General features: G+C 59.9%; 25 protein-coding genes. 10 read left to right on the top strand and 15 right to left on the bottom strand.

All coding sequences use genetic code 11. From position 1 onward, the window contains the following. Positions 1-77: 77 nt before the first annotated feature. Together EQV96_RS20430 and EQV96_RS20425 are read right to left on the bottom strand one after the other, a co-directional pair. A complete protein-coding gene (locus tag EQV96_RS20430) occupies positions 78-536 on the bottom strand; it encodes a transposase (protein WP_095019578.1) in 459 nt (152 codons plus the stop codon). 178 nt (positions 537-714) lie between these two features. Continuing rightward, positions 715-1155 (bottom strand): heme-binding protein, encoded by a 441-nt coding sequence (locus tag EQV96_RS20425; protein WP_095002064.1) that lies wholly within the window; start codon positions 1153-1155, stop codon positions 715-717. A 267-nt stretch (positions 1156-1422) separates the two neighbouring features. On the opposite strand from EQV96_RS20425, the gene gcl reads away from it, so the two are divergent. The 7 genes from gcl (at position 1423) to EQV96_RS20390 (ending at position 10177) form a co-directional block, all read left to right on the top strand. Beyond that, positions 1423-3198 carry a glyoxylate carboligase gene (gene gcl, locus EQV96_RS20420; protein ID WP_095002065.1) on the top strand — a complete coding sequence of 592 codons (1776 nt, stop codon included), beginning with the start codon at positions 1423-1425 and terminating at the stop codon, positions 3196-3198. A gap of 55 nt (positions 3199-3253) precedes the next feature. After that, the gene (gene hyi, locus EQV96_RS20415) at positions 3254-4036 is read left to right on the top strand and encodes a hydroxypyruvate isomerase (protein ID WP_095002066.1); all 783 of its coding nucleotides are present in this window, start codon (positions 3254-3256) and stop codon (positions 4034-4036) included. Between the two features lie 90 nt (positions 4037-4126). Next, positions 4127-5017: a 2-hydroxy-3-oxopropionate reductase gene (locus EQV96_RS20410; protein ID WP_046809691.1), complete on the top strand. Its 891-nt coding sequence runs from the start codon at positions 4127-4129 to the stop codon at positions 5015-5017. Between the two features lie 143 nt (positions 5018-5160). After that, complete coding sequence (locus tag EQV96_RS20405) at positions 5161-6048, top strand: urea transporter (RefSeq protein ID WP_095019581.1); 888 nt, start codon at positions 5161-5163, stop codon at positions 6046-6048. Positions 6049-6087: 39 nt separating this feature from the next. Beyond that, positions 6088-6909: an ion transporter gene (locus tag EQV96_RS20400; protein WP_240882306.1), complete on the top strand. Its 822-nt coding sequence runs from the start codon at positions 6088-6090 to the stop codon at positions 6907-6909. Positions 6910-7002: 93 nt separating this feature from the next. Further along, the gene (locus EQV96_RS20395; RefSeq protein WP_240882305.1) at positions 7003-8010 is read left to right on the top strand and encodes a sulfate ABC transporter substrate-binding protein; all 1008 of its coding nucleotides are present in this window, start codon (positions 7003-7005) and stop codon (positions 8008-8010) included. 229 nt (positions 8011-8239) lie between these two features. Continuing rightward, positions 8240-10177 (top strand): DNA topoisomerase III, encoded by a 1938-nt coding sequence (locus tag EQV96_RS20390; RefSeq protein WP_240882304.1) that lies wholly within the window; start codon positions 8240-8242, stop codon positions 10175-10177. 3 nt (positions 10178-10180) lie between these two features. Here EQV96_RS20390 and EQV96_RS20385 read toward each other — a convergent pair whose 3' ends face one another. The 3 genes from EQV96_RS20385 to EQV96_RS20375 all read right to left on the bottom strand — a co-directional run bounded on the left by EQV96_RS20385 (position 10181) and on the right by EQV96_RS20375 (position 12886). Beyond that, on the bottom strand, positions 10181-11023 hold the full coding sequence (locus EQV96_RS20385) for a PhzF family phenazine biosynthesis protein (RefSeq protein ID WP_240882303.1): 843 nt from the start codon (positions 11021-11023) through the stop codon (positions 10181-10183). An 82-nt stretch (positions 11024-11105) separates the two neighbouring features. Continuing rightward, complete coding sequence (locus EQV96_RS20380) at positions 11106-11237, bottom strand: putative transporter small subunit (RefSeq protein WP_016781520.1); 132 nt, start codon at positions 11235-11237, stop codon at positions 11106-11108. Beyond that, a complete protein-coding gene (locus tag EQV96_RS20375) occupies positions 11219-12886 on the bottom strand; it encodes a sodium:solute symporter family protein (RefSeq protein WP_095002072.1) in 1668 nt (555 codons plus the stop codon). Before EQV96_RS20375 ends, EQV96_RS20380 begins: the two co-directional genes overlap by 19 nt. A 414-nt stretch (positions 12887-13300) precedes the next feature. Here EQV96_RS20375 and EQV96_RS20370 point away from each other — a divergent pair, with 414 nt between their 5' ends. Continuing rightward, complete coding sequence (locus EQV96_RS20370) at positions 13301-14023, top strand: SDR family oxidoreductase (protein ID WP_095002073.1); 723 nt, start codon at positions 13301-13303, stop codon at positions 14021-14023. Between the two features lie 46 nt (positions 14024-14069). Here the strand turns inward: EQV96_RS20370 and EQV96_RS20365 are convergent, their stop codons facing one another. The 10 genes from EQV96_RS20365 to ccmA form a co-directional block, all read right to left on the bottom strand. Further along, the gene (locus EQV96_RS20365) at positions 14070-14465 is read right to left on the bottom strand and encodes a hypothetical protein (protein WP_240882302.1); all 396 of its coding nucleotides are present in this window, start codon (positions 14463-14465) and stop codon (positions 14070-14072) included. Positions 14466-14595: 130 nt separating this feature from the next. Further along, the gene (ccmI, locus tag EQV96_RS20360; protein WP_095002075.1) at positions 14596-15798 is read right to left on the bottom strand and encodes a c-type cytochrome biogenesis protein CcmI; all 1203 of its coding nucleotides are present in this window, start codon (positions 15796-15798) and stop codon (positions 14596-14598) included. Further along, positions 15791-16267, bottom strand: coding sequence for a cytochrome c-type biogenesis protein (locus EQV96_RS20355; RefSeq protein WP_095024377.1), 477 nt, complete (start codon positions 16265-16267; stop codon positions 15791-15793). Before EQV96_RS20355 ends, ccmI begins: the two co-directional genes overlap by 8 nt. Then, positions 16264-16800 carry a DsbE family thiol:disulfide interchange protein gene (locus EQV96_RS20350; RefSeq protein ID WP_088377708.1) on the bottom strand — a complete coding sequence of 179 codons (537 nt, stop codon included), beginning with the start codon at positions 16798-16800 and terminating at the stop codon, positions 16264-16266. The genes EQV96_RS20355 and EQV96_RS20350 overlap by 4 nt, the downstream gene beginning before the upstream one ends. Continuing rightward, positions 16797-18782 (bottom strand): heme lyase CcmF/NrfE family subunit, encoded by a 1986-nt coding sequence (locus EQV96_RS20345; RefSeq protein ID WP_095021429.1) that lies wholly within the window; start codon positions 18780-18782, stop codon positions 16797-16799. The genes EQV96_RS20350 and EQV96_RS20345 overlap by 4 nt, the downstream gene beginning before the upstream one ends. Next, complete coding sequence (ccmE, locus tag EQV96_RS20340; RefSeq protein ID WP_016781527.1) at positions 18782-19243, bottom strand: cytochrome c maturation protein CcmE; 462 nt, start codon at positions 19241-19243, stop codon at positions 18782-18784. The genes EQV96_RS20345 and ccmE overlap by 1 nt, the downstream gene beginning before the upstream one ends. Beyond that, complete coding sequence (gene ccmD / locus EQV96_RS20335) at positions 19240-19416, bottom strand: heme exporter protein CcmD (RefSeq protein WP_016781528.1); 177 nt, start codon at positions 19414-19416, stop codon at positions 19240-19242. The genes ccmE and ccmD overlap by 4 nt, the downstream gene beginning before the upstream one ends. Next, complete coding sequence (locus tag EQV96_RS20330) at positions 19413-20171, bottom strand: heme ABC transporter permease (RefSeq protein WP_240882301.1); 759 nt, start codon at positions 20169-20171, stop codon at positions 19413-19415. Before EQV96_RS20330 ends, ccmD begins: the two co-directional genes overlap by 4 nt. Positions 20172-20255: 84 nt before the next feature. Continuing rightward, positions 20256-20924 carry a heme exporter protein CcmB gene (ccmB, locus tag EQV96_RS20325; RefSeq protein WP_016781529.1) on the bottom strand — a complete coding sequence of 223 codons (669 nt, stop codon included), beginning with the start codon at positions 20922-20924 and terminating at the stop codon, positions 20256-20258. Beyond that, complete coding sequence (gene ccmA / locus EQV96_RS20320; RefSeq protein WP_095024387.1) at positions 20921-21556, bottom strand: cytochrome c biogenesis heme-transporting ATPase CcmA; 636 nt, start codon at positions 21554-21556, stop codon at positions 20921-20923. Before ccmA ends, ccmB begins: the two co-directional genes overlap by 4 nt. Positions 21557-21748: 192 nt before the next feature. Here ccmA and EQV96_RS20315 point away from each other — a divergent pair, with 192 nt between their 5' ends. Continuing rightward, complete coding sequence (locus EQV96_RS20315; RefSeq protein WP_240882300.1) at positions 21749-23320, top strand: flagellar hook-length control protein FliK; 1572 nt, start codon at positions 21749-21751, stop codon at positions 23318-23320. Then, entirely contained in the window at positions 23317-23634 is a 318-nt protein-coding gene (locus tag EQV96_RS20310; protein WP_095002080.1) for an EscU/YscU/HrcU family type III secretion system export apparatus switch protein, read from the top strand. The genes EQV96_RS20315 and EQV96_RS20310 overlap by 4 nt, the downstream gene beginning before the upstream one ends. The last annotated feature ends 20 nt before the right edge of the window (positions 23635-23654 follow it).

Here is a 23654-nt window from a genome sequence, read left to right as displayed (position 1 = left end):
ACGCTGGGACCTTCGCGAGCAGGCTCGCTCCCACCCTGCGCACAATCTGTGGGAGCGAGCCTGCTCGCGAAGCCCTTTCAAACCCAGATTGCATCCCACAGGGGATAGTCACCGAGCTTCTCGACCAGTCGTGCCCGCAACGGATTGGCGACAACATAACGAGCAACATTCACCAGATCCTCTTCTCGCCTTAATGCCCGGTCATGGAAGCCATTTTGCCAAAGGCTGATTTTGCGATCAGTTGATCGCCTGACAGCCTGGGTACTCAAAGACTTGGTTCGTTGCATCAAGCCACCGAGCGTCCCACGGTGTAATTCGATCAACCAATGAACGTGATCTGGCATGACGACCCAGGCCAACGAGTCTGCAAAACCCTGGTCTTGGGCAGCGCGAAATTGTGCGACGACTAATCGTCCCAAGGTAAAGTCTTTAAAGATGGGCTCTCTGCAGAGCGTGTTGGTGCTCAACAGGTAAATTCGATTTGGCTCGGAACAGCGGCCGATACGCAGGCGGTGTGAAGCAGCTAAAGACGGCATTCCTTTGCCTTTTCATGGATGAGTAATGAAAAGGCTAGCCCTGAAAGAACAATGAGGACGAGGCGTTTTTTAGCTGAATGTGTCTCAACAATGTCTTCGCGAGCAGGCTCGCTCCCACCCTGCGCACAATCTGTGGGAGCGAGCCTGCTCGCGAAGGCGGTCAATCACTCAGCCCAAATCAGACCGCCACCCCCGCATCCGCCCGCAGGCCCAGCGCTTCTACCGCGCTGATCGCGCATTGCTCGTCGATATCCGACGTATCGCCGCTGATACCAACAGCACCGATTACCTGCCCCGCCTCATCACGAATCAATACCCCACCCGGCGCAGGCACCACGTCACTTTGCCCCATGCCATTAAGCGCCGCGAAGAACGCCGGGCGCTGTTGCGCGTCCAGTGCCAGCAGACGCGAGCCCTTGCCTAAGGCAATCGCGCCCCAGGCTTTGCCAATCGCAATGCTGGGGCGCAGCAGGCTGGCGCCGTCTTCGCGCTGCAACGCCAGCAAATGCCCGCCACTGTCGAGCACCACTACCGTCAGCGGCGCAGCACTGATCTGACGCCCGACGCTCAAGGCCTGAGCGGTCAGTTCTAAAGCGACTTTCAAGGTTAAAGCACTCATGGTTGCCATCCTTATCTTGTTATGGAAAGCCTTCGGCGCACCTCGCGAGGCGCACTCAATAACACCAATAGAACACAATACAAATCTATTTTGTATACAATTTTTCAGCAATCAAAAAAACAAAACCCAGCGCACAAGCCTGAATACAAGGCTTGCTTGTGATCAACCATCGAATCGATAAAAGCCATTGACCTGCACAGCGGAGGATGAATACACTCGCTCAACAGCCACTTGTATACAATTACAAAACGTAAGAGGCACAAAACAATGAGCAAAATGAGAGCAATCGAAGCCGCCGTTCTGGTGATGCGTCGCGAAGGTGTCGATACCGCATTCGGTATCCCGGGCGCCGCCATCAACCCGCTGTACTCGGCCCTGAAAAAGGTCGGTGGCATCGATCACGTCCTTGCTCGCCACGTCGAAGGCGCCTCGCACATGGCCGAGGGCTATACCCGCACCAAGGCCGGCAATATCGGCGTGTGCATCGGCACCTCGGGGCCTGCCGGTACCGATATGGTGACGGGCCTGTACAGTGCCTCGGCCGACTCGATCCCGATTCTGTGCATCACCGGCCAGGCCCCACGGGCACGGATGCACAAAGAAGACTTCCAGGCGGTGGATATCACCGCCATCGTCAAGCCCGTCACCAAGTGGTCGACCACGGTGATGGAGCCGGGCCAGGTGCCTTACGCCTTCCAGAAAGCCTTTTACGAAATGCGCTCCGGGCGCCCTGGCCCGGTGCTGATCGATCTGCCGTTCGATGTGCAGATGGCCGAAATCGAATTCGACATTGACGCCTATGAACCGCTGCCACTGGCCAAACCAACGGCAAACCGGCTGCAGGCCGAAAAAGCCCTGACCATGCTCGATCAGGCGGAACGCCCGCTGCTGGTCAGCGGTGGCGGCGTGATCAATGCCGACGCCAGCGACCTGCTGGTGGAATTCGCCGAACTGACCGGTATCCCGGTGATTCCGACCCTGATGGGCTGGGGCACCATCGCCGATGACCACCCGCTGATGGTGGGCATGGTCGGCCTGCAAACCTCGCACCGTTATGGCAACGCCACCCTGCTCAAGTCCGATGTGGTATTGGGCATCGGCAACCGCTGGGCCAACCGCCATACCGGTTCGGTGGATGTGTACACCGAAGGCCGCAAGTTCATTCACGTGGATATCGAACCGACCCAGATCGGCCGGGTATTCAACCCGGATCTGGGCATCGTTTCCGACGCCGGTGCCGCGCTCAAGGTATTCCTTGAAGTAGCCCGCGAATGGAAAGCTGCCGGCAAGCTGAAAAACCGCAGCGCCTGGCTGCAGGACTGCCAGCAGCGCAAGGCCACGATGCAGCGCAAGACCCACTTCGACAACGTGCCGGTCAAGCCACAACGCGTGTACGAAGAAATGAACCAGGTGTTCGGCAAAGACACCTGCTATGTCAGCACCATCGGTTTGTCACAGATTGCCGGCGCACAATTCCTGCATGTGTACAAACCTCGCCACTGGATCAACTGCGGCCAGGCCGGCCCTCTGGGCTGGACCATTCCGGCGGCGCTGGGGGTGGTCAAGGCCGACCCTGATCGCAATGTGGTGGCACTGTCCGGCGACTACGACTTCCAGTTCATGATCGAAGAACTGGCCGTGGGCGCTCAGTTCAACCTGCCCTATATCCACGTGGTGGTTAACAACTCCTACTTGGGGCTTATCCGTCAGGCCCAGCGCGGGTTTGAAATGGACTACTGCGTGCAGTTGGCTTTCGACAACCTCAACGCACCGGAGCTTAACGGCTATGGCGTTGACCACGTGGCCGTCGTTCAAGGCCTGGGTTGCAAGGCCTTGCGCGTGTTCGAACCGAGTGAAATCCAGCCTGCCCTGCGCAAGGCCCAGGAGCTGATCAAGGAATTCCGCGTGCCGGTGATGGTGGAAATCATCCTGGAGCGTGTGACCAATATCTCGATGGGCACCGAAATCAACGGCGTAAATGAATTTGAAGACCTGGCGCTGGTGGGTAACGATGCACCGACCGCCATTTCGATGCTGGATTAATTTATAGCCCTCACCCCCTCTCCCGAGGAGAGGGGACAAAAAGCAGGAGTTCACCATGCCGCGTTTTGCCGCCAACCTGTCCATGCTGTTCACCGAGCAGGATTTTCTTGTCCGTTTTCAAGCGGCCGCCAACGCTGGTTTTCATGGCGTTGAATACCTGTTCCCTTACGATTACAACTCGGCCGACATCAAGGCCCAGCTCGATGCCAATAAACTGACCCAGGTGCTGTTCAACCTGCCGGCCGGTGACTGGGCCAAGGGCGAGCGCGGGATTGCCTGCCTGCCGGACCGGGTTGAAGAGTTCCGCGCCGGGGTCGACCTGGCCATCGCTTACGCGCAAGTGCTGGGCAACGACCAGATCAACTGCCTGGCCGGCATCCGCCCCCAGGGCGTGGACGACGCCACGGTCGAAAAAACCTTCGTCGCCAACCTCAAATACGCCGCCGACAAGCTGCAGGCAGTCGGCATCAAGCTGGTGATGGAGTCGATCAACACCCTCGACATCCCCGGCTTTTACCTGAACAACACCCAGCAGGCGCTGGCGATCCAGGAAAAGGTCGGCAGCAGCAATCTGTTCCTGCAATACGACATCTACCACATGCAAATCATGGAGGGTGACCTGGCCCGCACCATGCAGACTCATCTGCCGCAGATCAACCATATCCAGTTGGCCGATAACCCTGGTCGCCACGAACCGGGCACCGGCGAAATCAACTACCGCTTTTTGTTCGATCACCTGGACCGCATCGGCTATCAGGGTTGGGTTGGCTGTGAGTACAAGCCGCTGACCAGCACCGAGGCCGGTCTGGCGTGGCTCAAGACCCATAACGCGGTGTAACTCTGTGGGAGCGATCCCATCGCGAGCAAGCCCGCTCCCACATCAGACCACCTACTCTGAATCGCCCTAAGAAAAACAAGAGGATTTGTCATGGCTAAAATCGGATTTATCGGCACGGGCATCATGGGCTCACCCATGGCCAGCAACCTGCAAAAGGCCGGGCACAGCCTGTTTCTGTCGACCCATCACGGTGCCGCACCGGCCGATCTGGTTGCCGCTGGCGCAATCGCCCTGGCCAGCCCGCGAGAAGTGGCCCAGGAAGCCGAATTCATCATCGTCATGGTGCCGGATACCCCTCAGGTTGAGGATGTGCTGTTTCGTGAAGACGGCATCGCCGCGGGCCTGAGCCCGAACAAGGTGGTGATCGACATGAGTTCGATCTCGCCTACGGCCACCAAAGCGTTCGCCGAAAAAATCAACGCCAAGGGTGCTCAGTACCTCGACGCGCCGGTATCCGGCGGTGAAGTTGGCGCCAAGGCCGGCTCACTGAGCATCATGGTCGGCGGTGACGAAAAAACCTTCGCCCGCGCCCTGCCGCTGCTGCAGAGCATGGGCAAGAACATCACCCTGGTGGGCGGCAATGGCGACGGTCAAACCGCCAAGGTAGCCAACCAGATCATCGTCGCCCTGAATATCCAGGCCGTGGCCGAAGCGCTGGTATTTGCCGCGAAAAACGGCGCTGACCCGGCCAAGGTTCGCGAAGCGCTGATGGGTGGCTTTGCCTCCTCGAAAATCCTCGAAGTGCACGGCGAGCGCATGATCAAGGGCACTTTTGACCCGGGCTTCCGTATCAGCCTGCATCAAAAAGACCTCAACCTGGCCCTGGCCGGTGCCCGTGAGCTGGGGATCAACCTGCCCAACACCGCCAATGCCCAGCAAGTGTTCAGCACCTGCGCGGCCATCGGTGGCAGCAACTGGGACCACTCGGCGCTGATCAAGGGCCTGGAGCACATGGCCAACTTCTCGATTCGCGACAAGTAAGCCCACCGGTCTGCCCTTTTTGGGGAGACCGCACTACCTGTAGTCGCTGCCGAGGCACGAAGGCTGCGAGTTCTTGATCATGCAGGGAGCCAATCAAGAGCTCGCAGCCTTCGTGCCTCGGCTGCGACTACCAGGTAACAATCATGAGTTCAAACCCCTGCCCCGACTGGGCGACGGCCCTGTGCGCCGGTTTCGGCCAGATCTTCCTCCAGCGTCATCCTCTGTGCGGCGTGCTGTGCCTGCTGGCCATTCTGATCAGTGCCCCCACCCTGCTTGGTGGCGCCTTGCTCGGCGGTATTGCCGGGCTCCTCACCGCGCAACGGCGCGACTATCCCAAGGCCGAACGCCAGGCGGGTCTGTACAGCTACAACGGTATCTTGCTGGGCTTGCTGATAAGCCACCAGCTTGAATGGTCTGCCCTGTTGCCCTTGCTGATCATTGCCAGTGCCGGACTGAGTACGATGCTCGTGCACCAGTGGCTCAAGCGCGCCACCCCCGGGCAAAGCCTGCTGGCCTACACCGCGCCGTTTGTGGGTATTGGCTGGATCCTGCTGCACCTGACCAACCCGCCTGCACAAGCCATGGACCACACCCAGGCCGTCAATGGCCTCACACTGGCACAGGGGCTATTCAAGGGCATTGCCCAGGTCATGCTGCTGCCACACCCGCTGGCCGGGTTGCTGATTGTGATCGGCCTGTGGCTGAGCAACTGGCGCGCGGCACTATGGGCCATCACCGGTTCACTGGCCGGCATGCTGTTTGCCTTGTATCAACAGGACAGCGCGGCTGCACTGGACGGCCTGGCCGGCTACAACCCGGCACTCGCCGCATTGGCCCTGAGTCAGCAAGCACGGCGTCCCTGGCTGCCCGTGGCGGGGATTATCGTGACCTTGCTGATCACCCCGGGCTTTATTGCCCTGGGCCTCGCCCCTCTGACCGCACCCTTTATCCTCGGATGCTGGCTGGTGCACGCCAGTGTGCGCATCCTGCACCCTGCACAAGAACAATGCAGGTTGCGCATTGAGCGTTAATACTCGAACCTTCTGACCTTTGGGCATCGAGCAACCTGCATGGATAACAATGACTGGCGCCAGCGCTTGTATGTGATGGTCTTTCAGGCCGATACCCCGGCGGGGCGGCGTTTCGACACCGCCCTGCTGCTGATCATCCTGTGCAGCCTGGTGGTCGTGGTGCTCGACAGCATCAACAGCATTCACCGCGACTACGCCAAACTGCTGGCCTATATCGAGTGGGGTTTCACCTTTGTATTCGCCGTGGAATACGGCCTGCGTCTGTATTGCTCGCCCAAACCTATGCGTTACGCCTTCAGCTTCTACGGCCTGGTGGATTTGCTGGCCATCGTGCCGGGAATTCTGGCGATCTATTACAGCGACGCGCAGTACCTGTTGATCATCCGCATCATTCGCATGTTGCGGATTTTTCGTATCCTCAAGCTGCGCCCCTACCTGAGCCAGGCCAACTATCTGCTCTCGGCGCTGCGCGGCAGCAAGCAAAAAATCATCGTGTTCCTGGTCAGCGTCTCCACCCTGGTTACGGTGTTCGGCAGTCTGATGTATGTGGTCGAAGGACCTGCAAACGGCTTTACCAGTATTCCGGTAAGTATCTATTGGGCCATTGTCACCCTGACGACTGTGGGTTTTGGTGACATAGTGCCCAAAACCGTACTGGGGCAAGTGATCTCGGCGATGGTGATGATCACCGGCTACTCGATCATTGCCGTGCCCACCGGCATCTTCACTGCCGAATTGGCCAACGCCATGCGTGGCGAGCAACTCAAGCACGACTGCCCGACCTGCAAAAAGAACACTCACGAACAATCGGCGTCTTTTTGTTCACGGTGCGGCAATGCTCTTTTTACGAAAAAAGCATAACCACAGCACTTTTTAATCTTTTAAGGACTATGCGACAGTCGCTATAGTTACTGGCAATTTGCCCTTATTGCTCCCTATAACAAGGAATGCGCAGTGAAAAAACTCTTTAGTGCCTCAATTCTGGCCGCTGGCCTGGCCCTTGGCAGCGTCGTGAGTGCAGCGACCCCACCGCCACTGCTAAACGTGTCCTACGATGTGATGCGTGATTTCTACAAAGACTACAACGCAGCCTTCCAGAAGCACTGGGCACAAGAGCACAACGGCGAAAAGCTCAACGTACAAATGTCATTTGGTGGTTCCAGCAAACAGGCCCGCTCGGTCATCGATGGCTTGCCCGCGGACGTGATCACCATGAACATGGCCACCGACATCAATGCCCTGGCCGACAACGGCCATCTGGTCCCGGAAAACTGGGTCACCCGCCTGCCGGACAACAGCGCACCGTTTACCTCGGCCACCGTTTTCATCGTGCGCAAGGGCAACCCCAAGGCTCTGAAAGACTGGCCCGACCTGCTCAAGGACGGCGTACAGGTCATCGTACCCAACCCGAAAACCTCGGGTAACGGCCGCTACACCTTCCTGTCGGCCTGGGGCTATGTACTGAAAAACGGCGGTGACGAAACCAAGGCCAAGGACTTTGTGGCCAAGTTGTTCAAGCAGGCTCCAGTGCTTGATACCGGCGGTCGTGCAGCCACCACCACCTTTATGACCAATCAGATCGGCGATGTGCTGGTGACGTTCGAAAACGAGGCGGAAATGATCGCCCGTGAATTTGGTCGCGACCAGTTCGAAGTGATCTACCCGAGCGTATCGGCAGAAGCCGAGCCGCCTGTGACGGTAGTGGACAAAGTGGTCGACAAAAAAGGCACCCGCGCCACGGCCGAAGCCTACCTCAAGTACCTGTGGTCGCCTGAAGGCCAGGAAATCGCTGCTAAAAACTACCTGCGCCCGCGTGACCAGGCAATTCTCGCCAAGTACAACGACCGTTTCCCGAAAGTCGACTTCCTGTCGGTTGAAAAAACCTTCGGCGACTGGCGCGACGTGCAGAAAAAGTACTTCAACGACGGTGGCGTGTTCGACCAGATCTACAACGCGCAATAATCCCCTGTCCTGTTGCAAGCCCGCCTTCCATTGTGGGAGCGGGCTTGCTCGCGAAGGGATGCCCCCGGTACGCCTGACTGCCCCCCTCGCCTGCATCGCAGGCAAGCCAGCTCCCCCAGGTTTTGCAGCACCTGCAAAAGCCTGTACATATCAACAGTAAAAAAACTTGCTCTCGCGCCTGTCTCTGCCCATGCTGTGCATCTTCTGCGATGCGTGAATGAGTTGAGCGATGCGGCTGTTTCTGTGTGAAAAACCCTCCCAGGCCAAAGATATTGCCGCCGTGCTCGGTGCCAGCCGCCGCGGTGATGGCTGCTGGGTGGGCGCCAATGCCACCGTCACCTGGTGCATCGGTCACCTGCTCGAAACCGCCCCGCCCGACGCCTACGATGAGCGCTACAAGCGCTGGGTACTGGCTGACCTGCCGATCATTCCGGAAAAATGGAAAATGCGCGTCAAACCCAAGACCGCCAGCCAGTTCAAGGCCGTCAAGCGCCTGCTCGGTGAAGCCACAGAACTGGTCATCGCCACCGACGCCGACCGCGAAGGCGAGATGATTGCCCGCGAACTGGTCGAGCACTGCCGTTACCGCGGCCCCATCCAGCGCCTGTGGCTGTCGGCCCTGGACGACGCCTCGATCCGCAAGGCCCTGGCTGCGCTCAAGCCCGGCAGCGACACCTTCAACCTCTATCATTCGGCCCTCGGCCGCTCGCGGGCCGACTGGTTGATCGGCATGAACATGAGCCGCCTGTTTACCCTGCTCGGCCGCCAGTCGGGCTATCAAGGCGTATTGCCAGTGGGCCGTGTGCAGACCCCTACGCTGCGGCTGGTGGTCGATCGTGATCGCAGCATCAGCGACTTTATCCCCGTGGCCTACTGGGCCATAGACGTACAGCTCAGGCACGACGGGCAGTTATTCACCGCGCAATGGCGGGCCGATCCCGACACCTGCGACGACCAGGACCGCTGCCTCAACCAGGCCCATGCCCAACAGGCCGCAAGTGCAATGCAAAACGCCAGCAGCGCCCGGGTGATCAAGCTGCGCACCGAGCGCATGCGTGAAGTCGCGCCATTGCCGTTCGATCTGGGCACGCTGCAGGAAGTGTGTTCAAAAAAGCTCGGCCTCGGCGCCCAGGAAACCCTCGATATTGCCCAGGCCCTGTACGAAACCTATAAGGTCGTTACCTATCCGCGCAGCGATTGCGGCTACTTGCCACAGAGCCAGCACGGCGAAGCCGCGTCGATTCTCAGCGCCTTGCAACAGGCCGATCCGTCACTGGCACCACTGGCCAGCCATCTGGACCCGCAGCGCCGTTCACGGGCCTGGAATGACGCAAAAGTCAGCGCCCACCACGGCATTATTCCTACAGCTGCTGCAAAGAATATTGAACGCCTGAGCGGCAAACATCGCGCGGTATATACGCTGATTCGCGCACGCTACCTCGCGCAGTTTCTGCCCAACCATGAATACGACCGCACCCAGGCCGACTTTGATTGTGCAGGGCAAAACCTGCGGGCCGTCGGCAAGCAGATCGTCGAGCCCGGCTGGAAGCGCGCCCTGCCCGAAGCACTGGCCCCGGCCAAAGGTCGCGAAGCCCCTGCTCCACAGCCCCTGCCGTTATTGCGCGAAGGGCTGGACTGCGCGATTGCCGCGGTCAACCTCAAGGACTTGTGGACCCAGCCGCCCAAGCCGTTCACCGAAGGCGACCTGATCAAGGCGATGAAAAACGTCGCCAAGCTGGTGCAGGACCCGCTGCTCAAGCAAAAACTCAAGGACACCACCGGTATCGGCACCGAAGCCACCCGCGCCGGCATCATCCAGGGCTTGCTCGATCGCGGTTACCTGAGCAAAAACGGCAAGGCCCTGGCGGCGACCGCCCCCGCCTTTAGCCTGATCGACGCGGTACCGCGCGCCATTGCCGACCCCGGCACCACGGCCATCTGGGAGCAGGCGCTGGACATGGTGCAAAGCGGCGAAATGACCCTCGACGTATTCGTCGCCAAACAGGCGGCGTGGATGAGCAAACATATCGAACGTTGCAGCGCCATGACCATGACGATCAGCGGTCCGGCCAGCCCGGCCGGTGCGGCGCCGGCCTGGAAGAAGAAACGCAAGGCCGCTACGGGCAAGGCCAGACCCAAGCGGGCGGTGAAAGCAAAAGGGGCATGAGGCTCAGAGCGTCAATTGCCCGCTAATACAGGTCACCGCCGGGCCGCCCACCCAGATATCCTCGCCGATCTGCTCGATCGACACCCGCCCTGCCCGCCCCATTGCCGTACCCTGGCTGGCCACATAATGCGCCGGGGCAAGGCCTGCGCCGATCAGCCACTGCGCCAGCCCGGCATTCAGGCTACCGGTCACCGGATCTTCGGGCATGCCCTCGCCGGCACAGAATGCGCGCACTTCAAACTGCGCCTCGTCGCCATCGAGTTCAGGCTGCCAAGGGGCAACCACACCGATCGACAATCCGAGCAACTGCGAGTAATCGGGCTCTAAAGCCAGCACCTGCTCACGGTCACGCAACATCAACGCCACCCAGCCCGGGCCATTATCGACCCAACGCGCCTGCACCACCGCCTGCGCCTCGATGCCCAGGCCACGGCAGATACGCTGCAGCAAATCCCCCTCAACAGCACCCGTACGCAACAGGGGCGGTGCAGTAAAGGCCAGCTGCCCGGCCTGGCGACGAAGACGGATCAACCCCGCGGCGCACTCCTGCACGATCTCTCGACCACGGGGCACGCCGCCGGCTTCCAGCCAGGCGTGGCAACTGCCCAGCGTAGGGTGGCCCGCAAAAGGCAGCTCGTTGAGAGTGGTAAAAATTCGCAGGCGGTAATCGGCATCAGGGTTTTGCGGTTTGAGCACAAAAGTGGTTTCACTCAGATTGGTCCAGCGCGCAAAGTCGGCCATTTGCGTGTCACTCAGGCTGTCGGCATTCAACACCACGGCCACCGGGTTGCCCTTGAGGGCAACGCTGCTGAAAACGTCAACTTGCTTGAATTCGAATGGGCGCATGACCGGCTCCTGATAGTGATCAGCAAGCACCCTACACAATTTGCGTAGCCGCTGGCGAGGCAGCGGCTACCCCATCAAACATTCAGACCAGATCCGTACCCTCACGCTTGGCCTTGCGCATATCGCGCCACAGGCTGACGCACAGGGTCAACATTACGGCCCCGGCAATGGCCGGCCAGATCAGGACATACAGGGTCAAAGCGAAACTGGACATGGGGTGGCTCCTTTTTCAGTGGCAGGTTCGACGGTGTGGTGGAAGGCCACAACACGTTCGTTGATACAGTCAAAATCAAAGGTTTCATTGGCCAGCAAGCTCACCAGCACACACACCACGGTGCTGACACCGTAAGCGGTCAATGAACTGAGCAACACCGGGTAATCGCGGAGAAAACCGAACGCGAATGGCGCCAGTACCAAGAACGCCAATCCGCCCATCACAAAGCCCACGCGCTTGCCAAAAAAGCCGAACGCCATCAGGCCAATCACCACCCCGCCGCCGATCGAGGCACAGAGTTCGAAGAACAGCGCCACCGCACCTTGCATCTGCAACAATTCGAAGCGGGCGACCAAAAACATCACAAACCCGGCAATCGCTGCACTGGTAAAGGCCGCGTTGGTAATCCGCTGCCAATACAGGCTGGCAATAACAGGAAAGACAATCGCGCCCCATAGCGCGCCGACAAAAATCAGCATGGTCAGGATATCGAGTTTCATGCTGGCAAAAATCATCGCCAGCATGGTTGCCAGCACCATGGTCAGGCGCCCGACAAACAACATGGTTTTTGGATTGGGTTTGCCCTTGGCTATGTTCTTGCCATACACGTCAGTCATCACCAGCGCCGACAAGGCGGACAGGTCGGAATCCGCCGTGGACGACAGCGAACCGATCACCATGATGAAAAACAGCCCCACCGCAAACGGCGGCAAGTAGGTCGAGGCCATTTGCGGGATCAGGTTATTGAGGTCGCCATCCTGCGGCTCGATACCTGCCAGCAGGGCCAGAAACCCCAGCATGCCCAGCCCGATCACAATCGAGGCATAACCGATGGTGGCGGTGACGAATGTCGACTTCATCAAGTCTTCACGCACGGCAAACAGCCGCTGGGCGATGGTCTGGTTACCAATGGCGTAGGCCAGCACGGCCACGAAGTAAGGTGCGCCCTGCTCCAGAATCGCGGTTTTCGAATAGAAGCTGGCTTGCTCGGGGGTGATCCTCGGCATGCCCTGGGCGAAGATTTCAGGGCCGCCCAACTGGAAGAAAATAATCGGAATAATCACCACCGCAGCGAAGATCATGGCGAATAGCTGGCCGAAATCAGTAAGCACCGATGAGCGAAACCCTGACCAGATGGTGTAAGTCAGAATCCCGACACCGGCGATAAGCACACCATGGGTAAAGCTCAGCGGCGACAGCACCGCGACCAGTGCCCCGGCGGCGGTGAAATTGACCATCAGGCTGATCAGACTGCCGACGATATTGGAACCCGCCAGAATCATCTGGCTGGAACGCCCGTGCCGTGCGTGCATGATCTCCGCCAGGGTATGGGCCTTGGGCGCCAGTTGCCGGAAACGCCGGCCAAAGGGGTAGATAAACAGAATCATCAGCGCGCCCCAGAAGCCATAGTGCAACGCCCCCGAGAGACCAAACTTGTAGCCCGCACTGGCGGCGGCGTAAAAGGAAGCGGCCCAGATCCAGGTGGCCGTCATGCTGGCGGCCGACATGCCAAAGCCGATGGAGTTATTGGAGACCATATAGCCGTCGACGTTTTCGTCCTTGCGCCCCACGCGCAACGACACCAAAAAGGTCAGGCCATAAAAACAGAACAGAAGCAGCAACACGGTGAGGGTGGAAAGTTGGAACATTCCTTTCTCCTTTCTTATGCGCACACAGTCGTTACAGACGCAACGAAAGGCCGAAATCGGCAGGTGCAACAACCCGGGTTTCCTGACAGGCAGGCGATAGCGGACAGCGGTCCGTGGGTTGTCAAAGTGATGGCTGGCAAGTGACGGAACGCAAGAGGCGTTCCAGGTCAAAAGGCAAAGCGTGCGCTAGCACGTTGAGCCGGTGCTTGCAGCAATGGCCGGCAAGGTGCCGGGAGATAAGTCCGGTATCAGATGCACAAAGCCCTGACACGAACGGAAAAGAAGTATACAGATTTAGGGGGTGACCGGAAGAGGCCGAGACAGGCCGCCACTAAAAGCGCCTCGCAAACCTGCCCGCTCCCACAAGCGCTTGCCAAGGTATCATGCTCACCGTCTTTAAATAGGGAGCACACCATGACCCAACGTACCTACCTTGTCACCGGCGCCAGCAAAGGCATCGGTCGCGCGTTGTGCGAACATCTGGCCCAGGCAGGCCACACCGTGGTGGGCATAGCCCGCAATGCAGACGACCCGGATTTCCCCGGCACACTGGTCGCCCTTGATCTGGCCGACCGCGAACGCAGCGCACAGGTACTCAAGGAACTCAGCGAACGTTTCGCCTTCGACGGGCTGGTCAACAACGTCGGCCTGGTGCGCCCGCAAGCATTGGGCGAAATTGATCTGGATGCATTCGATGACGTCATGCGAGTTAACCTGCATTCGGCGTTGCAAGCCACTCAAGCCTTACTGCCCGGCATGCGCAGCCGGGGCTGGGGGCGAGTCGTGAATATTTCCAGCCTGACCGTACTCGGCATCACCCAACGTACGGCCTATGCCGCAGCCAAGGCGGCGCTGGTCAGCTTTACCCGCTCCTGGGCACTGGAACTGGCACAAACAGGCATAACCGTAAACGCCGTGGCCCCTGGCCCGACCGAGACGGAGCTGTTCCGCGCCAACAACCCGCCCGGCTCCGCGGGTGAAGCGCGCTACCTGGCCGGTGTACCGATGGCACGTCTGGGCCAGCCCGCAGAAATCGCCTCGGCGATTGCCTTTCTACTGTCTGAGAGCAGCGGTTTTATTACCGGCCAGACGCTGTTTGTCGATGGTGGTGCATCGGTGGGCAAGGCGGCGTTTTAACCACAGCCCCAAACCAAAACGGCGACCCGAAGGTCGCCGCTTGGCTTTACTTGAACTGCCGACTCAACCCCGGCGGTACGCCGCTGATATCGGTCTCTTCCCACGGCCCGTTGGGGCTCACCGCGCGGCTCCAGCCGTTGTCCCAGCGGTAGTAGGCGCGCTGGCGGTAGAAGATATTGGTCTGGTTATCCAGCACATACACGCCCAGGCGCGCATCCCAGTGGCTAGGCCCGCCCGGCGGGGGCGCAAAGGTCGCCGAGGTGCGCGGCAACGGTTTTGGCGCCTTGGGAATCGGCATGTCCGGCAGGGGCTTGCCCGAGGGCTGGGGTGTCGGCTGCGGCATCGGCGTTGTTGGCGAAGGCGGTTCGTAAGGCTGTTGAACCGCACAGGCGCTCAGGCCTAGAGCTAGCGCGAGCAAGGTAATACGGGCGAATACGGCCATGGCGGCTTCTCTTGTAAGTCAGCTAAGACCCCCTGTGGCAGCGGACTTGCTCGCGATTCAATCAATGCGGATTCACTGGAGGACCGCGTCGTCTGCATCGCGAGCAAGCCCGCTGCCACATTCGGGGCATTTATTTATCCGGGCTGTCGATGGTCAGCTGTTGCAGCTCCCGAGTGCTGCTGGACAGCGGCTGGCTGCGCCCTACCCACTCGCCTGCTGTTGGCTGGCCAGCACGGGAGATGCGTGCCATTAATTGGACTTCAGGAAAGTTGGACAGTTTCAATTGCGGCATCATTGCGTCGACATCGCCCAGCTCAACCGTGATCGGCAGGTCCGCCACAGTCACGCGCTTGACCGCCAACGGTGCCGGCGGGCCGGAGACCGCACGGGCAAAGATAAACACGCTATCACCCGGCAAGGCGCTGGCCTTGACCGCATCGGCCAGATCCACGTTGACCTTGATCGAGGCCATCGCCTTGGCCACAGGTGCAGTTTCAACCTTGCCGCCGCGGGCCTGCAGTTGCTCACGGGCCTTGGCAATACCGCCTTCCAGCGCCGCGCGGGAGGCGTCGCCTTCGGGCAGTTCGGTCATCAACCGTTGCCAGTAGCCAATGGCCTGTTCAAAGCGCTGGTCCTCGAAGGCGGCGATGCCCAGCAGGCCCAGGCTGGTGACTTCCTTCGGGTCGGCCTTCAAGGCTTCATCGGTCAGCGCCTGGATTTTGTCGCTCCACTTTTTATCGTCGGCAAAGTACTGCGCCTGTGCCCACTGGCCCAGCAACTCGGGCTGACGACCGGCCAGGTTGGCCGCGCGTTCGAACACCCTGGCCGCATCCGCAGGACGGTTTTGTGCCATATAGGCACGGCCCAGGAAGTACAGGCCTTCGGCCGAGTCAGGTTGCGCAGCCGCGGCACGCTCAAGGCGCGCGACCATTTCTTCAAGGGATTGCGGCGGCTGGGAGAACTCGCGGGTCAATTCGACCTTGTCGCTGGAACCAAAATGCAGGTACAGGCTCAAGCCCAGCACCGGCACCAGCACTGCGGCCAACAACGGAATGGCCTTGCCCAGACTGGACACCCGCCCCGGCGCCACACCTTCGGTGTCCGCGAGCAATTCGCGGGCCGCTTCGGCGCGGCCGGTTTCGAACTGTTCAGCGGTCAACACGCCCTCTTCGCGCTGGGCTTGCAACTCGGCCACCCGCTCTTGATACAAGGCAACGTTCAAAGCGGTACGGTCTTCTTCGCGCTGGGCACGGCGCCCGCGCAATACCGGGATCAATAAAAAGCTGAGGGCTATCAGTAGCAGCAAGCCTGCTGCGAGCCAGAAATCAATCATCTTTGGTTTTATCCAGCAAAGTGTCGAGGCGCTTGCGCTCCTCGGCAGAAAGTGTGTCCGAGCCTTCAACCTGCTCTGTACGACGACGGCGCCCGACGATGACGCCAATCACCACCAGACCGCCCACCAGCAGGGCCAGCGGGCCAAACCAGAGCACTGCGGTCTTGCCGGTCAGGGCCGGTTTATAGAGCACGAAATCGCCGTAGCGGGCGACCATGAAATCGAGGATCTGCTGGTTGTCCTTGCCTTCGCCGAGCATGCGATAGATCTCGCGGCGCAGGTCGGTGGCAATAGGGGCGTTGGAGTCGGCGATGTCCTGGTTCTGACACTTGGGGCAGCGTAATTCCTTGGTCAGCTCACGAAAACGGTCGCGCTCGGCGTCGTTGGCAAACTCGTAGGTATCGATGGCGGCATGGGCAACCCCGGTCAGGGTCAAACCGAAAACCACGGCGGCTAGCCAGCGCTTCATGGTTTGGCCTCGTCAACCAGTGCCTGATATTTACCCGCAAGCTGCTCGCGCCACACGGTCTCGTCGATCACGCCGACAAACTTGTGGCGGATGATGCCCTTGCTGTCGATCAGGAATGTCTCAGGAGCGCCGTACACGCCCAGATTCAGGCCCAGGGAGCCGTCTGCGTCGTTGATGTCCAGCTGATAAGGGTTGTGGAAATCCTTAAGCCACTTCTTCGCATCTTCGTTGACGTCTTTGTAGTTCACGCCGTAGATCAGTACACCCTGATCGGCCAGTTTGGTCAGCACCGGGTGCTCGACCCGGCATGAAATGCACCAGGTTGCCCACACGTTGACCAGCGCAGGCTTGCCTTTGAGGTCAGCTTCGGTGAGGGTTTTGTCCCCCTCCACCGAAGGCAGGCTGAAGGCCGGGAACGGCTTGTCGATCATCGCCGACGGCAGCTCGGTCGGGTCCAGATACAAGCCCCGGTAGAGAAACCACGCCATACCGAGAAAAACGGCCAGCGGGACCAGCATCAACCAACGTCTCATGCCGTGGCTCCTGTCATGCCCAATGCTTCACGCACGCGGCTTTTCACCTTGACCCGGTAGCGACGATCCATCGCTGCCAGCAATCCACCAAAGCCTGTGAGCAGACCGCCAAACCAGATCCAGCGCACAAACGGTTTCACATGCACCCGCACAGCCCAGGCGCCGTTGTCCAGGGGCTCACCCAGAGCAACATAGAGGTCACGGGTGAAACCAGCGTCGATCCCGGCTTCGGTCATCATCGAGTTCTGCACCGTGTAGAGGCGTTTTTCCGGGTGCAGTACGCTGACTTCCTTGCCATTGCGGATGACACGCACGGTGCCTTTGTCAGACGTAAAGTTCGGACCCTGGAAGTGCTTGGCGCCTTCAAATATGAAGTGATAACCGCCCAGCTCCATCGACTCGCCCGGTGCCAGGCGCAAGTCGCGCTCGGCACTGTGCTGGCTCGACAACACCACCCCCAGCGCACACACGGCGATACCCAGGTGGGCAATCTGCATACCCCAGTAGCTGCGGGTCAGGCTGCGCACGCCTTTGATCAGGCCCTTGTGACGGGTCTTGTCACCGATGTCACGCACCCCGGCCAGCAGCACCCAGGCCGCCAGCATAAAGGTGGTCAGCACCGCCCAGTTGAAGTCGCCATAGGCCACTCCGGCAATTGCCGACAGCGCGGCGCTGCCCAGCAGTACGGGGGTGAGCATGCCCAACAACCATTTGACCGGAGTGTCTTTCCAGCGCACCAGCACACCGACTGCCATCACCACCATCAGCAAAGCCATGAGCGGGATAAACAGGGCGTTGAAGTACGGCGGGCCCACCGACATCTTGGCGCCACTGATGGCATCCAGAATCAGTGGGTACAGGGTGCCGAGCAGAATCATCGACGCGGCCACCACCAGGATCAGGTTGTTGCCCAACAGCAGGGTCTCACGGGACCACAGCTTGAAGCTGACATGGCTTTTCACCACCGGCGCACGCAGGGCAAACAGGGTCAGCGAACCGCCGACCACAAACAGCAGGAAGATCAGGATGAATACGCCGCGCTCTGGGTCGGAAGCGAACGCATGCACCGAGGTCAACACGCCGGAACGCACCAGGAACGTACCCAGCAGGCTCAGGGAAAACGCAGCTATCGCCAGCAGTACTGTCCAGCTCTTGAACACACCACGTTTTTCGGTCACGGCCAGCGAGTGAATCAGCGCCGTACCCACCAACCATGGCATGAACGAAGCATTTTCTACCGGATCCCAGAACCACCAGCCGCCCCAGCCAAGCTCGTAATAAGCCCACCATGAACCCAGGGTGATGCCGATGCCGAGGAAGGCCCATGCCACGATGGTCCATGGACGCGACCAGCGCGCCCAGGCTGCGTCCAGCCGACCGCCGAGCAAGGCAGCAATGGCAAAGGCAAAAGCCACGGAGAAACCGACATACCCCATGTACAGCATTGGCGGGTGAACAATCAGGCCAATGTCCTGCAGTAGCGGGTTAAGGTCGTTGCCATCCGAAGGAATCTGCGGCAGCAAGCGCACGAAAGGATCTGAGGTCAGGATCAAAAACAGCAGGAAGCCGACACTGATCATGCCCATGATTGCCAGCACCCGCGCCAGCATCACTTGTGGCAGCTGCCGCGAAAAGATCGACACGGCAAAGGTCCAGCCGCCGAGGATCATCGCCCACAACAACAGCGAGCCTTCGTGGGCACCCCACACCGCGCTGAACTTGAAGTACCAGGGCAACGCGCTGTTCGAGTTGCTGGCTACGTACGCCACCGAAAAGTCATCGGCCATAAAGGCATAGGTCAGGCAGGCAAAGGAGAACAACAAAAAGGCAAACTGCCCCCAGGCAGCGGGTTGCGCCAGGCTCATCCACAATTTGTCGCCGCGCCAGGCGCCCAGCAGCGGCACGATGGCCTGCACAATGGCAAAGCACAGGGCCAGAATCATGGCCAGATGGCCCAATTCGGGAATATAGAGTCCAGACATCAGTACTTACCCTCACTTGCAGGCACAGGCGCGGATTGGCCACTTTCGTTCAGCGCCTTGGTCACTTCGGGCGGCATGTATTTTTCGTCGTGTTTGGCCAGCACTTCATCAGCCACCACCACACCCTGGGCATTGAGCTTGCCCAGCGCGACGATGCCCTGCCCTTCACGGAACAGGTCCGGGAGGATACCGCGATACTGGATGGTCACCGATTTGTTGAAATCGGTGACCACAAACTGCACGTCCAGCGAGTCACCTGAACGCTTGAGCGAACCGTCCTCGACCATGCCACCGGCACGGATCCGGGTATCCAATGGCGCTTCGCCATTGGCGATCTGGGTCGGGGTGTAAAACAGGTTGATGTTCTGCTGCAAGGCGCTCAGGGCCAGGGCCACGGCAGCGCCGACCCCTACCAGAATCGCCAGGATGATGATCAAGCGTTTTTTGCGCAGCGGATTCACTTCGAATTCTCCCGACGCAAACGACGCGCCTCTTGTTGCAGATAACGCCGGCGCGCCATGATTGGCAGTGCCACGTTCAACCCCAGCACCGCCAGGCAAATGCCATAGGCCGACCAGACATATACCCCGTGATGGCCCATGGCGAGAAAGTCGCCAAAAGAAGCAAAACTCATCGCGCACCCTCCAGAGCCTTCAACACCTCAGCCTTGACCCAGGTGCTGCGGGCCTCGCGCTTGAGCACCTCAAGACGCATGCGCAACAGCAGCACCGCGCCAAAGAAGCAATAAAAGCCCAGCACCGTGAGCAACAGCGGCATCCACATTTCCATGGGCATGGCCGGTTTTTCGGTCAGGGTGAAGGTCGCGCCCTGGTGCAGGGTGTTCCACCACTCCACCGAGTACTTGATGATCGGAATATTGATCACGCCCACAATCGCCAGCACCGCGCAGGCCTTGGCCGCACTGTCGCGATTGGTGATGGCGTTGCCCAGGGCAATCAGGCCGAAATACAGAAACAGCAGAATCAGCATCGAGGTCAGACGCGCATCCCAGACCCACCACGAGCCCCAGGTCGGCTTGCCCCACACCGCACCGGTGACCAGCGCCACGGCTGTCATCCAGGCGCCAATGGGTGCGGCGGATTGCAGGGCCACGTCGGCGACTTTCATCTTCCACACCAGCCCTACCACACCGCACACCGCCAGCATCACGTAGCAGGATTGCGCCAGCATGGCCGCAGGAACATGGATATAGATGATGCGGAAGCTGTTGCCCTGCTGGTAGTCCGGCGGTGCAAAGGCCAGGCCCCAGATCACCCCGCAGGTGATCAGCAACACGGCGGCAATGCTTAACCACGGCAACAGCCGCCCACTGATGGCATAGAACCATTTGGGCGAGCCGAGTTTGTGAAACCAAGTCCAGTTCATCACGCTGCTTCCATCACGGTGCCGGTCACGACAGGTGTGCTGTCATGCCAGCCAGGGTCTTTACTGGCCCACGCAGGCCAGACCTCATTATTCGCCGACGCTGATTTTCAGGCCGGCAGCTATTGCAAAAGGTGTCAGGGTTACAGCCAGGGCGGTCAGGCTACCAAGCCAGAGCAAATAACCGGTTGCAGGCATGCCTTGCAATGCCGCCTGCAGGGCGCCACTACCAAGGATCAATACCGGGATATATAAAGGCAGAATCAATAGCGCCAGTAGCAAGCCGCCGCGCTTGAGGCCCACGGTCAGGGCAGCGCCCACGGCACCAAGCAGGCTCAACACTGGCGTCCCCAGCAGCAACGACATCAGCAACACCGGCAGGCACGCCACCGGCAGCCCGAGCATCAGGGCCAGCAGGGGTGACAGGATCACCAGCGCCAGACCGGAAAACGCCCAGTGTGCCAGCACTTTGGCCAGCACCAGTAGAGGCAGGGGGTGCGACGAAAGGACCCACTGCTCAAGCGATCCGTCCTCGAAATCACTGCGGAAAAGCCCGTCCAGCGAGAGCAAAACCGCTAAAAGGGCCGCGACCCACAGCAGTCCAGGAGACAAGGTTTGCAACAATTTCGTCTCCGGGCCAACGGCCAGCGGAAACATTGCGATGACAATCGCGAAGAACACCAACGGGTTGGCCAATTCGGCCGGGCGACGGAACAGCAAACGCGCTTCGCGCGCCACCAACACGGCAAACACACTCATACAGCCCACTGCCCCAGGTCGATATTGCGGTAACCGGCCGGCATCCGGGTCAAGGTATGGTGCGTGGTGAGCACCACCATGCCGCCGCTTTCACAGTGGCGGGCCAGGTGTTCTTCGAGTTGCGCCACGCCCTGTTTATCGAGCGCGGTAAACGGCTCATCGAGAATCCACAACGGCGGGCTGTCCAGATACAGGCGGGCCAGCGCCACACGGCGCTGCTGCCCTGCCGACAAGGTGTGGCAAGGCACATCCTCAAAACCCTGCAAGCCGACCTCGTGCAACGCAGCCCAGATGGCATCACGGGTTGCCTGGCGATGCAAGGCGCACAGCCAGCTGAGGTTTTCTTCGGCCGTGAGCAAATCCTTGATTCCCGCCGCATGGCCGATCCACAGCAAGTTGCTGGTCAATTCATGACGTTGGGCGCTCAGGGCCATACCGTTAAGCCGTACTTCGCCAGCCGTTGGCTGCATCAGGCCCGCCAACAAGCGCAGCAGGCTGGTTTTGCCGCTGCCGTTGGGGCCGCTGATTTGCAGCATGTCGCCGCTGGTCAGACGCAATTCGAGGTGTTCGAACAGCATCCGCCAGTCACGCTCACAAGCGAGCGCTACGGCTTCTAAAAGAGGGCTGGTCACGTAATTGAGGCCTTCACGGTTCAAGTCGGCGCAGGCATGGCCGTTAAAGTGATGCAGGATAAATGCATTTGCGGCCTGATTCAGAGAGCTGGATCAAACAATTGTTATGTTTTTTAGGCGCTCTGAACGACGGGGCAGCATTATACATGCCATGTCCTACGCTAAAGAGGGCAATTTCGACAGGTTGTTACGATGAAAGGCGACATGAATATTCCACCCATCCCACAATCCGCCCCCAGCAGTGTGCGTCAGGGGCTTGTGGGCGGTGAAGTGCTCAAGTTGCTGCAGCCCGCAGAGGGCCTGATAAAGCCCGGCCAAAGTGCCCAGGCCGAGGTGCTGTCACTCAAGCAAAACGATCTGAGCTTCCAGCTTTTGCTCAAGTTGACCCTGGCCAGTGGCCGCGAAACCAACGTGCAGGCCAGCAGCAATTTTCCCTTGCCGCTGGGCACCCAACTGGCCGTGACCCAGCCTTCTGCGGGAAACCTTGCGATCAGCCTGCAACAGGCCCTGAGCAGCAGCGTCGCCACTCTCACCCGCCTCGATACCCGACAGTTGCCAGTGGGCACGCTGCTGCAAGGCAAGGTACTGACCACTCAGGCCCTGGCGCAGCCCGCAGGGCAACCGACGGTTTATCGGTCACTGGTGACCTTGCTCAACAGCGCACTGAGCGGCACGACCCTGACCCTGGACAGCCCGCTGCCCTTGCGTATCGGCAGCTTGCTTAGCGCCCGTGTGGACGGCCCGCAGAGCCTCGAGTTTGTGCCGCTGAGCGGGCGCCAGGAACAACTGGCTGTGGCGCAACAACTGGCAACACAACAGAGCCGGCAAGGCTCGTTGGAGGGCCTTTTCAACGCCCTGCAAAAACTGCCGGCCACTGCCGACATGCCTGCTGAGCTGCGTGCATCCATCGACAAACTATTAGCCGGTTTGCCTACGCCCTACCAACTGAGCAACGCCAAAGGCCTGGGTGATGCCCTGCTCAACAGCGGGGCATTTCTGGAGGCCCGACTGCTGACCGGGCAAACCCCGGCACAGGCCCCTGACATGAAAGCTACCTTGCTGCGCCTTATTGCGCAGATCCTGCCCGGTCTGCCGTCAAGCACCAGCTTCAACCCCGGCATGGCTGCCAGCACCCAGGCCCAGGCCTTGCCGACTTTTGTGCGTAATGCCCTGGGCATGCTCGGCCAGGTCAGCGCCAAACCACAGCCCGGCGGCTTCCCCTTGCCCCAGCGCATGCTGCAGAACGGTGAAGGTGAAGACAGCCTGGAGAACTTGCTGAAACTGGCAGCAGCAGCTGTCTCGCGACTGCAAAGCCATCAGCTGTCCAGCCTGGAACAGAGTGGGCGCACGGCCGAGGGTGGTGTACTGACCACCTGGCAACTGGAAATTCCCATGCGCAATGCTCACGACATCGTACCTTTGCAGGTCAAGTTCCAGCGTGAAGACCCGCCGGAAAAACAAGCGCAAGATAAAACCGAATCCCGGGAGATCAAGGATCAACTATGGCGCGTGGAGCTGGCCTTCGACCTCGCCCCCCTGGGCCCGCTGCATGTGCAGGCGCAGCTGTTGCGAGGCAACCTGTCGGGCCAGCTCTGGGCAGAACAGGCATACACCGCCCGCCTGATCGAAAGTCAGCTGGGCAACTTGCGTCAGCGTCTGAGTGATGCCGGGTTGAGCGTGACCGATCTGGATTGCCATCAAGGCATCCCGCCGCAAAGTGGCCATACCCGTCTGGAACAACGCTGGGTCGATGAAACCGCATGAATACACCTGCCGAACCGCGCCAGGCGATTGCCCTCAAATACGACGGCAAACAGGCCCCTACACTCACCGCCAAGGGCGATGACGAACTGGCCGAAGCCATCCTGGCGCTGGCCCGTGAACACGAAGTGCCGATCTATGAAAATGCCGAGCTGGTCAAATTACTGGCGCGCATGGAGTTGGGTGACAGCATCCCGCAAGAGCTGTACCGCACACTGGCAGAGATCATTGCCTTTGCCTGGCAGCTTAAAGGTAAATTCCCAGAGGGTTTTGCCCCCCAAACCGAGCCGGAGGAACGCGACATCACTCCCCGTTAAACACTCTATCGCCTTCGTAG

It is taken from the genome of Pseudomonas sp. TMW22080 (assembly GCF_022496745.1).
Lineage (GTDB): Bacteria > Pseudomonadota > Gammaproteobacteria > Pseudomonadales > Pseudomonadaceae > Aquipseudomonas > Aquipseudomonas bubulae.
Note: the sequence above shows the minus strand (reverse complement) of the source record. Positions and strands in the feature narration are given on the sequence as shown.

Bases quoted from the DNA above. Each gene is read 5' to 3' on its own strand.
- EQV96_RS20430 (WP_095019578.1), bottom strand. From the start codon at position 536: ATGCCGTCTTTAGCTGCTTCACACCGCCTGCGTATCGGCCGCTGTTCC.
- EQV96_RS20425 (WP_095002064.1), bottom strand. From the start codon at position 1,155: ATGAGTGCTTTAACCTTGAAAGTCGCTTTAGAACTGACCGCTCAGGCC.
- gcl (WP_095002065.1), top strand. From the start codon at position 1,423: ATGAGCAAAATGAGAGCAATCGAAGCCGCCGTTCTGGTGATGCGTCGC.
- hyi (WP_095002066.1), top strand. From the start codon at position 3,254: ATGCCGCGTTTTGCCGCCAACCTGTCCATGCTGTTCACCGAGCAGGAT.
- EQV96_RS20410 (WP_046809691.1), top strand. From the start codon at position 4,127: ATGGCTAAAATCGGATTTATCGGCACGGGCATCATGGGCTCACCCATG.
- EQV96_RS20405 (WP_095019581.1), top strand. From the start codon at position 5,161: ATGAGTTCAAACCCCTGCCCCGACTGGGCGACGGCCCTGTGCGCCGGT.
- EQV96_RS20400 (WP_240882306.1), top strand. From the start codon at position 6,088: ATGGATAACAATGACTGGCGCCAGCGCTTGTATGTGATGGTCTTTCAG.
- EQV96_RS20390 (WP_240882304.1), top strand. From the start codon at position 8,240: ATGCGGCTGTTTCTGTGTGAAAAACCCTCCCAGGCCAAAGATATTGCC.
- EQV96_RS20385 (WP_240882303.1), bottom strand. From the start codon at position 11,023: ATGCGCCCATTCGAATTCAAGCAAGTTGACGTTTTCAGCAGCGTTGCC.
- EQV96_RS20380 (WP_016781520.1), bottom strand. From the start codon at position 11,237: ATGTCCAGTTTCGCTTTGACCCTGTATGTCCTGATCTGGCCGGCCATT.
- EQV96_RS20375 (WP_095002072.1), bottom strand. From the start codon at position 12,886: ATGTTCCAACTTTCCACCCTCACCGTGTTGCTGCTTCTGTTCTGTTTT.
- EQV96_RS20370 (WP_095002073.1), top strand. From the start codon at position 13,301: ATGACCCAACGTACCTACCTTGTCACCGGCGCCAGCAAAGGCATCGGT.
- EQV96_RS20365 (WP_240882302.1), bottom strand. From the start codon at position 14,465: ATGGCCGTATTCGCCCGTATTACCTTGCTCGCGCTAGCTCTAGGCCTG.
- ccmI (WP_095002075.1), bottom strand. From the start codon at position 15,798: ATGATTGATTTCTGGCTCGCAGCAGGCTTGCTGCTACTGATAGCCCTC.
- EQV96_RS20355 (WP_095024377.1), bottom strand. From the start codon at position 16,267: ATGAAGCGCTGGCTAGCCGCCGTGGTTTTCGGTTTGACCCTGACCGGG.
- EQV96_RS20350 (WP_088377708.1), bottom strand. From the start codon at position 16,800: ATGAGACGTTGGTTGATGCTGGTCCCGCTGGCCGTTTTTCTCGGTATG.
- EQV96_RS20345 (WP_095021429.1), bottom strand. From the start codon at position 18,782: ATGTCTGGACTCTATATTCCCGAATTGGGCCATCTGGCCATGATTCTG.
- ccmD (WP_016781528.1), bottom strand. From the start codon at position 19,416: ATGAGTTTTGCTTCTTTTGGCGACTTTCTCGCCATGGGCCATCACGGG.
- ccmB (WP_016781529.1), bottom strand. From the start codon at position 20,924: ATGAGTGTGTTTGCCGTGTTGGTGGCGCGCGAAGCGCGTTTGCTGTTC.
- EQV96_RS20315 (WP_240882300.1), top strand. From the start codon at position 21,749: ATGAAAGGCGACATGAATATTCCACCCATCCCACAATCCGCCCCCAGC.
- EQV96_RS20310 (WP_095002080.1), top strand. From the start codon at position 23,317: ATGAATACACCTGCCGAACCGCGCCAGGCGATTGCCCTCAAATACGAC.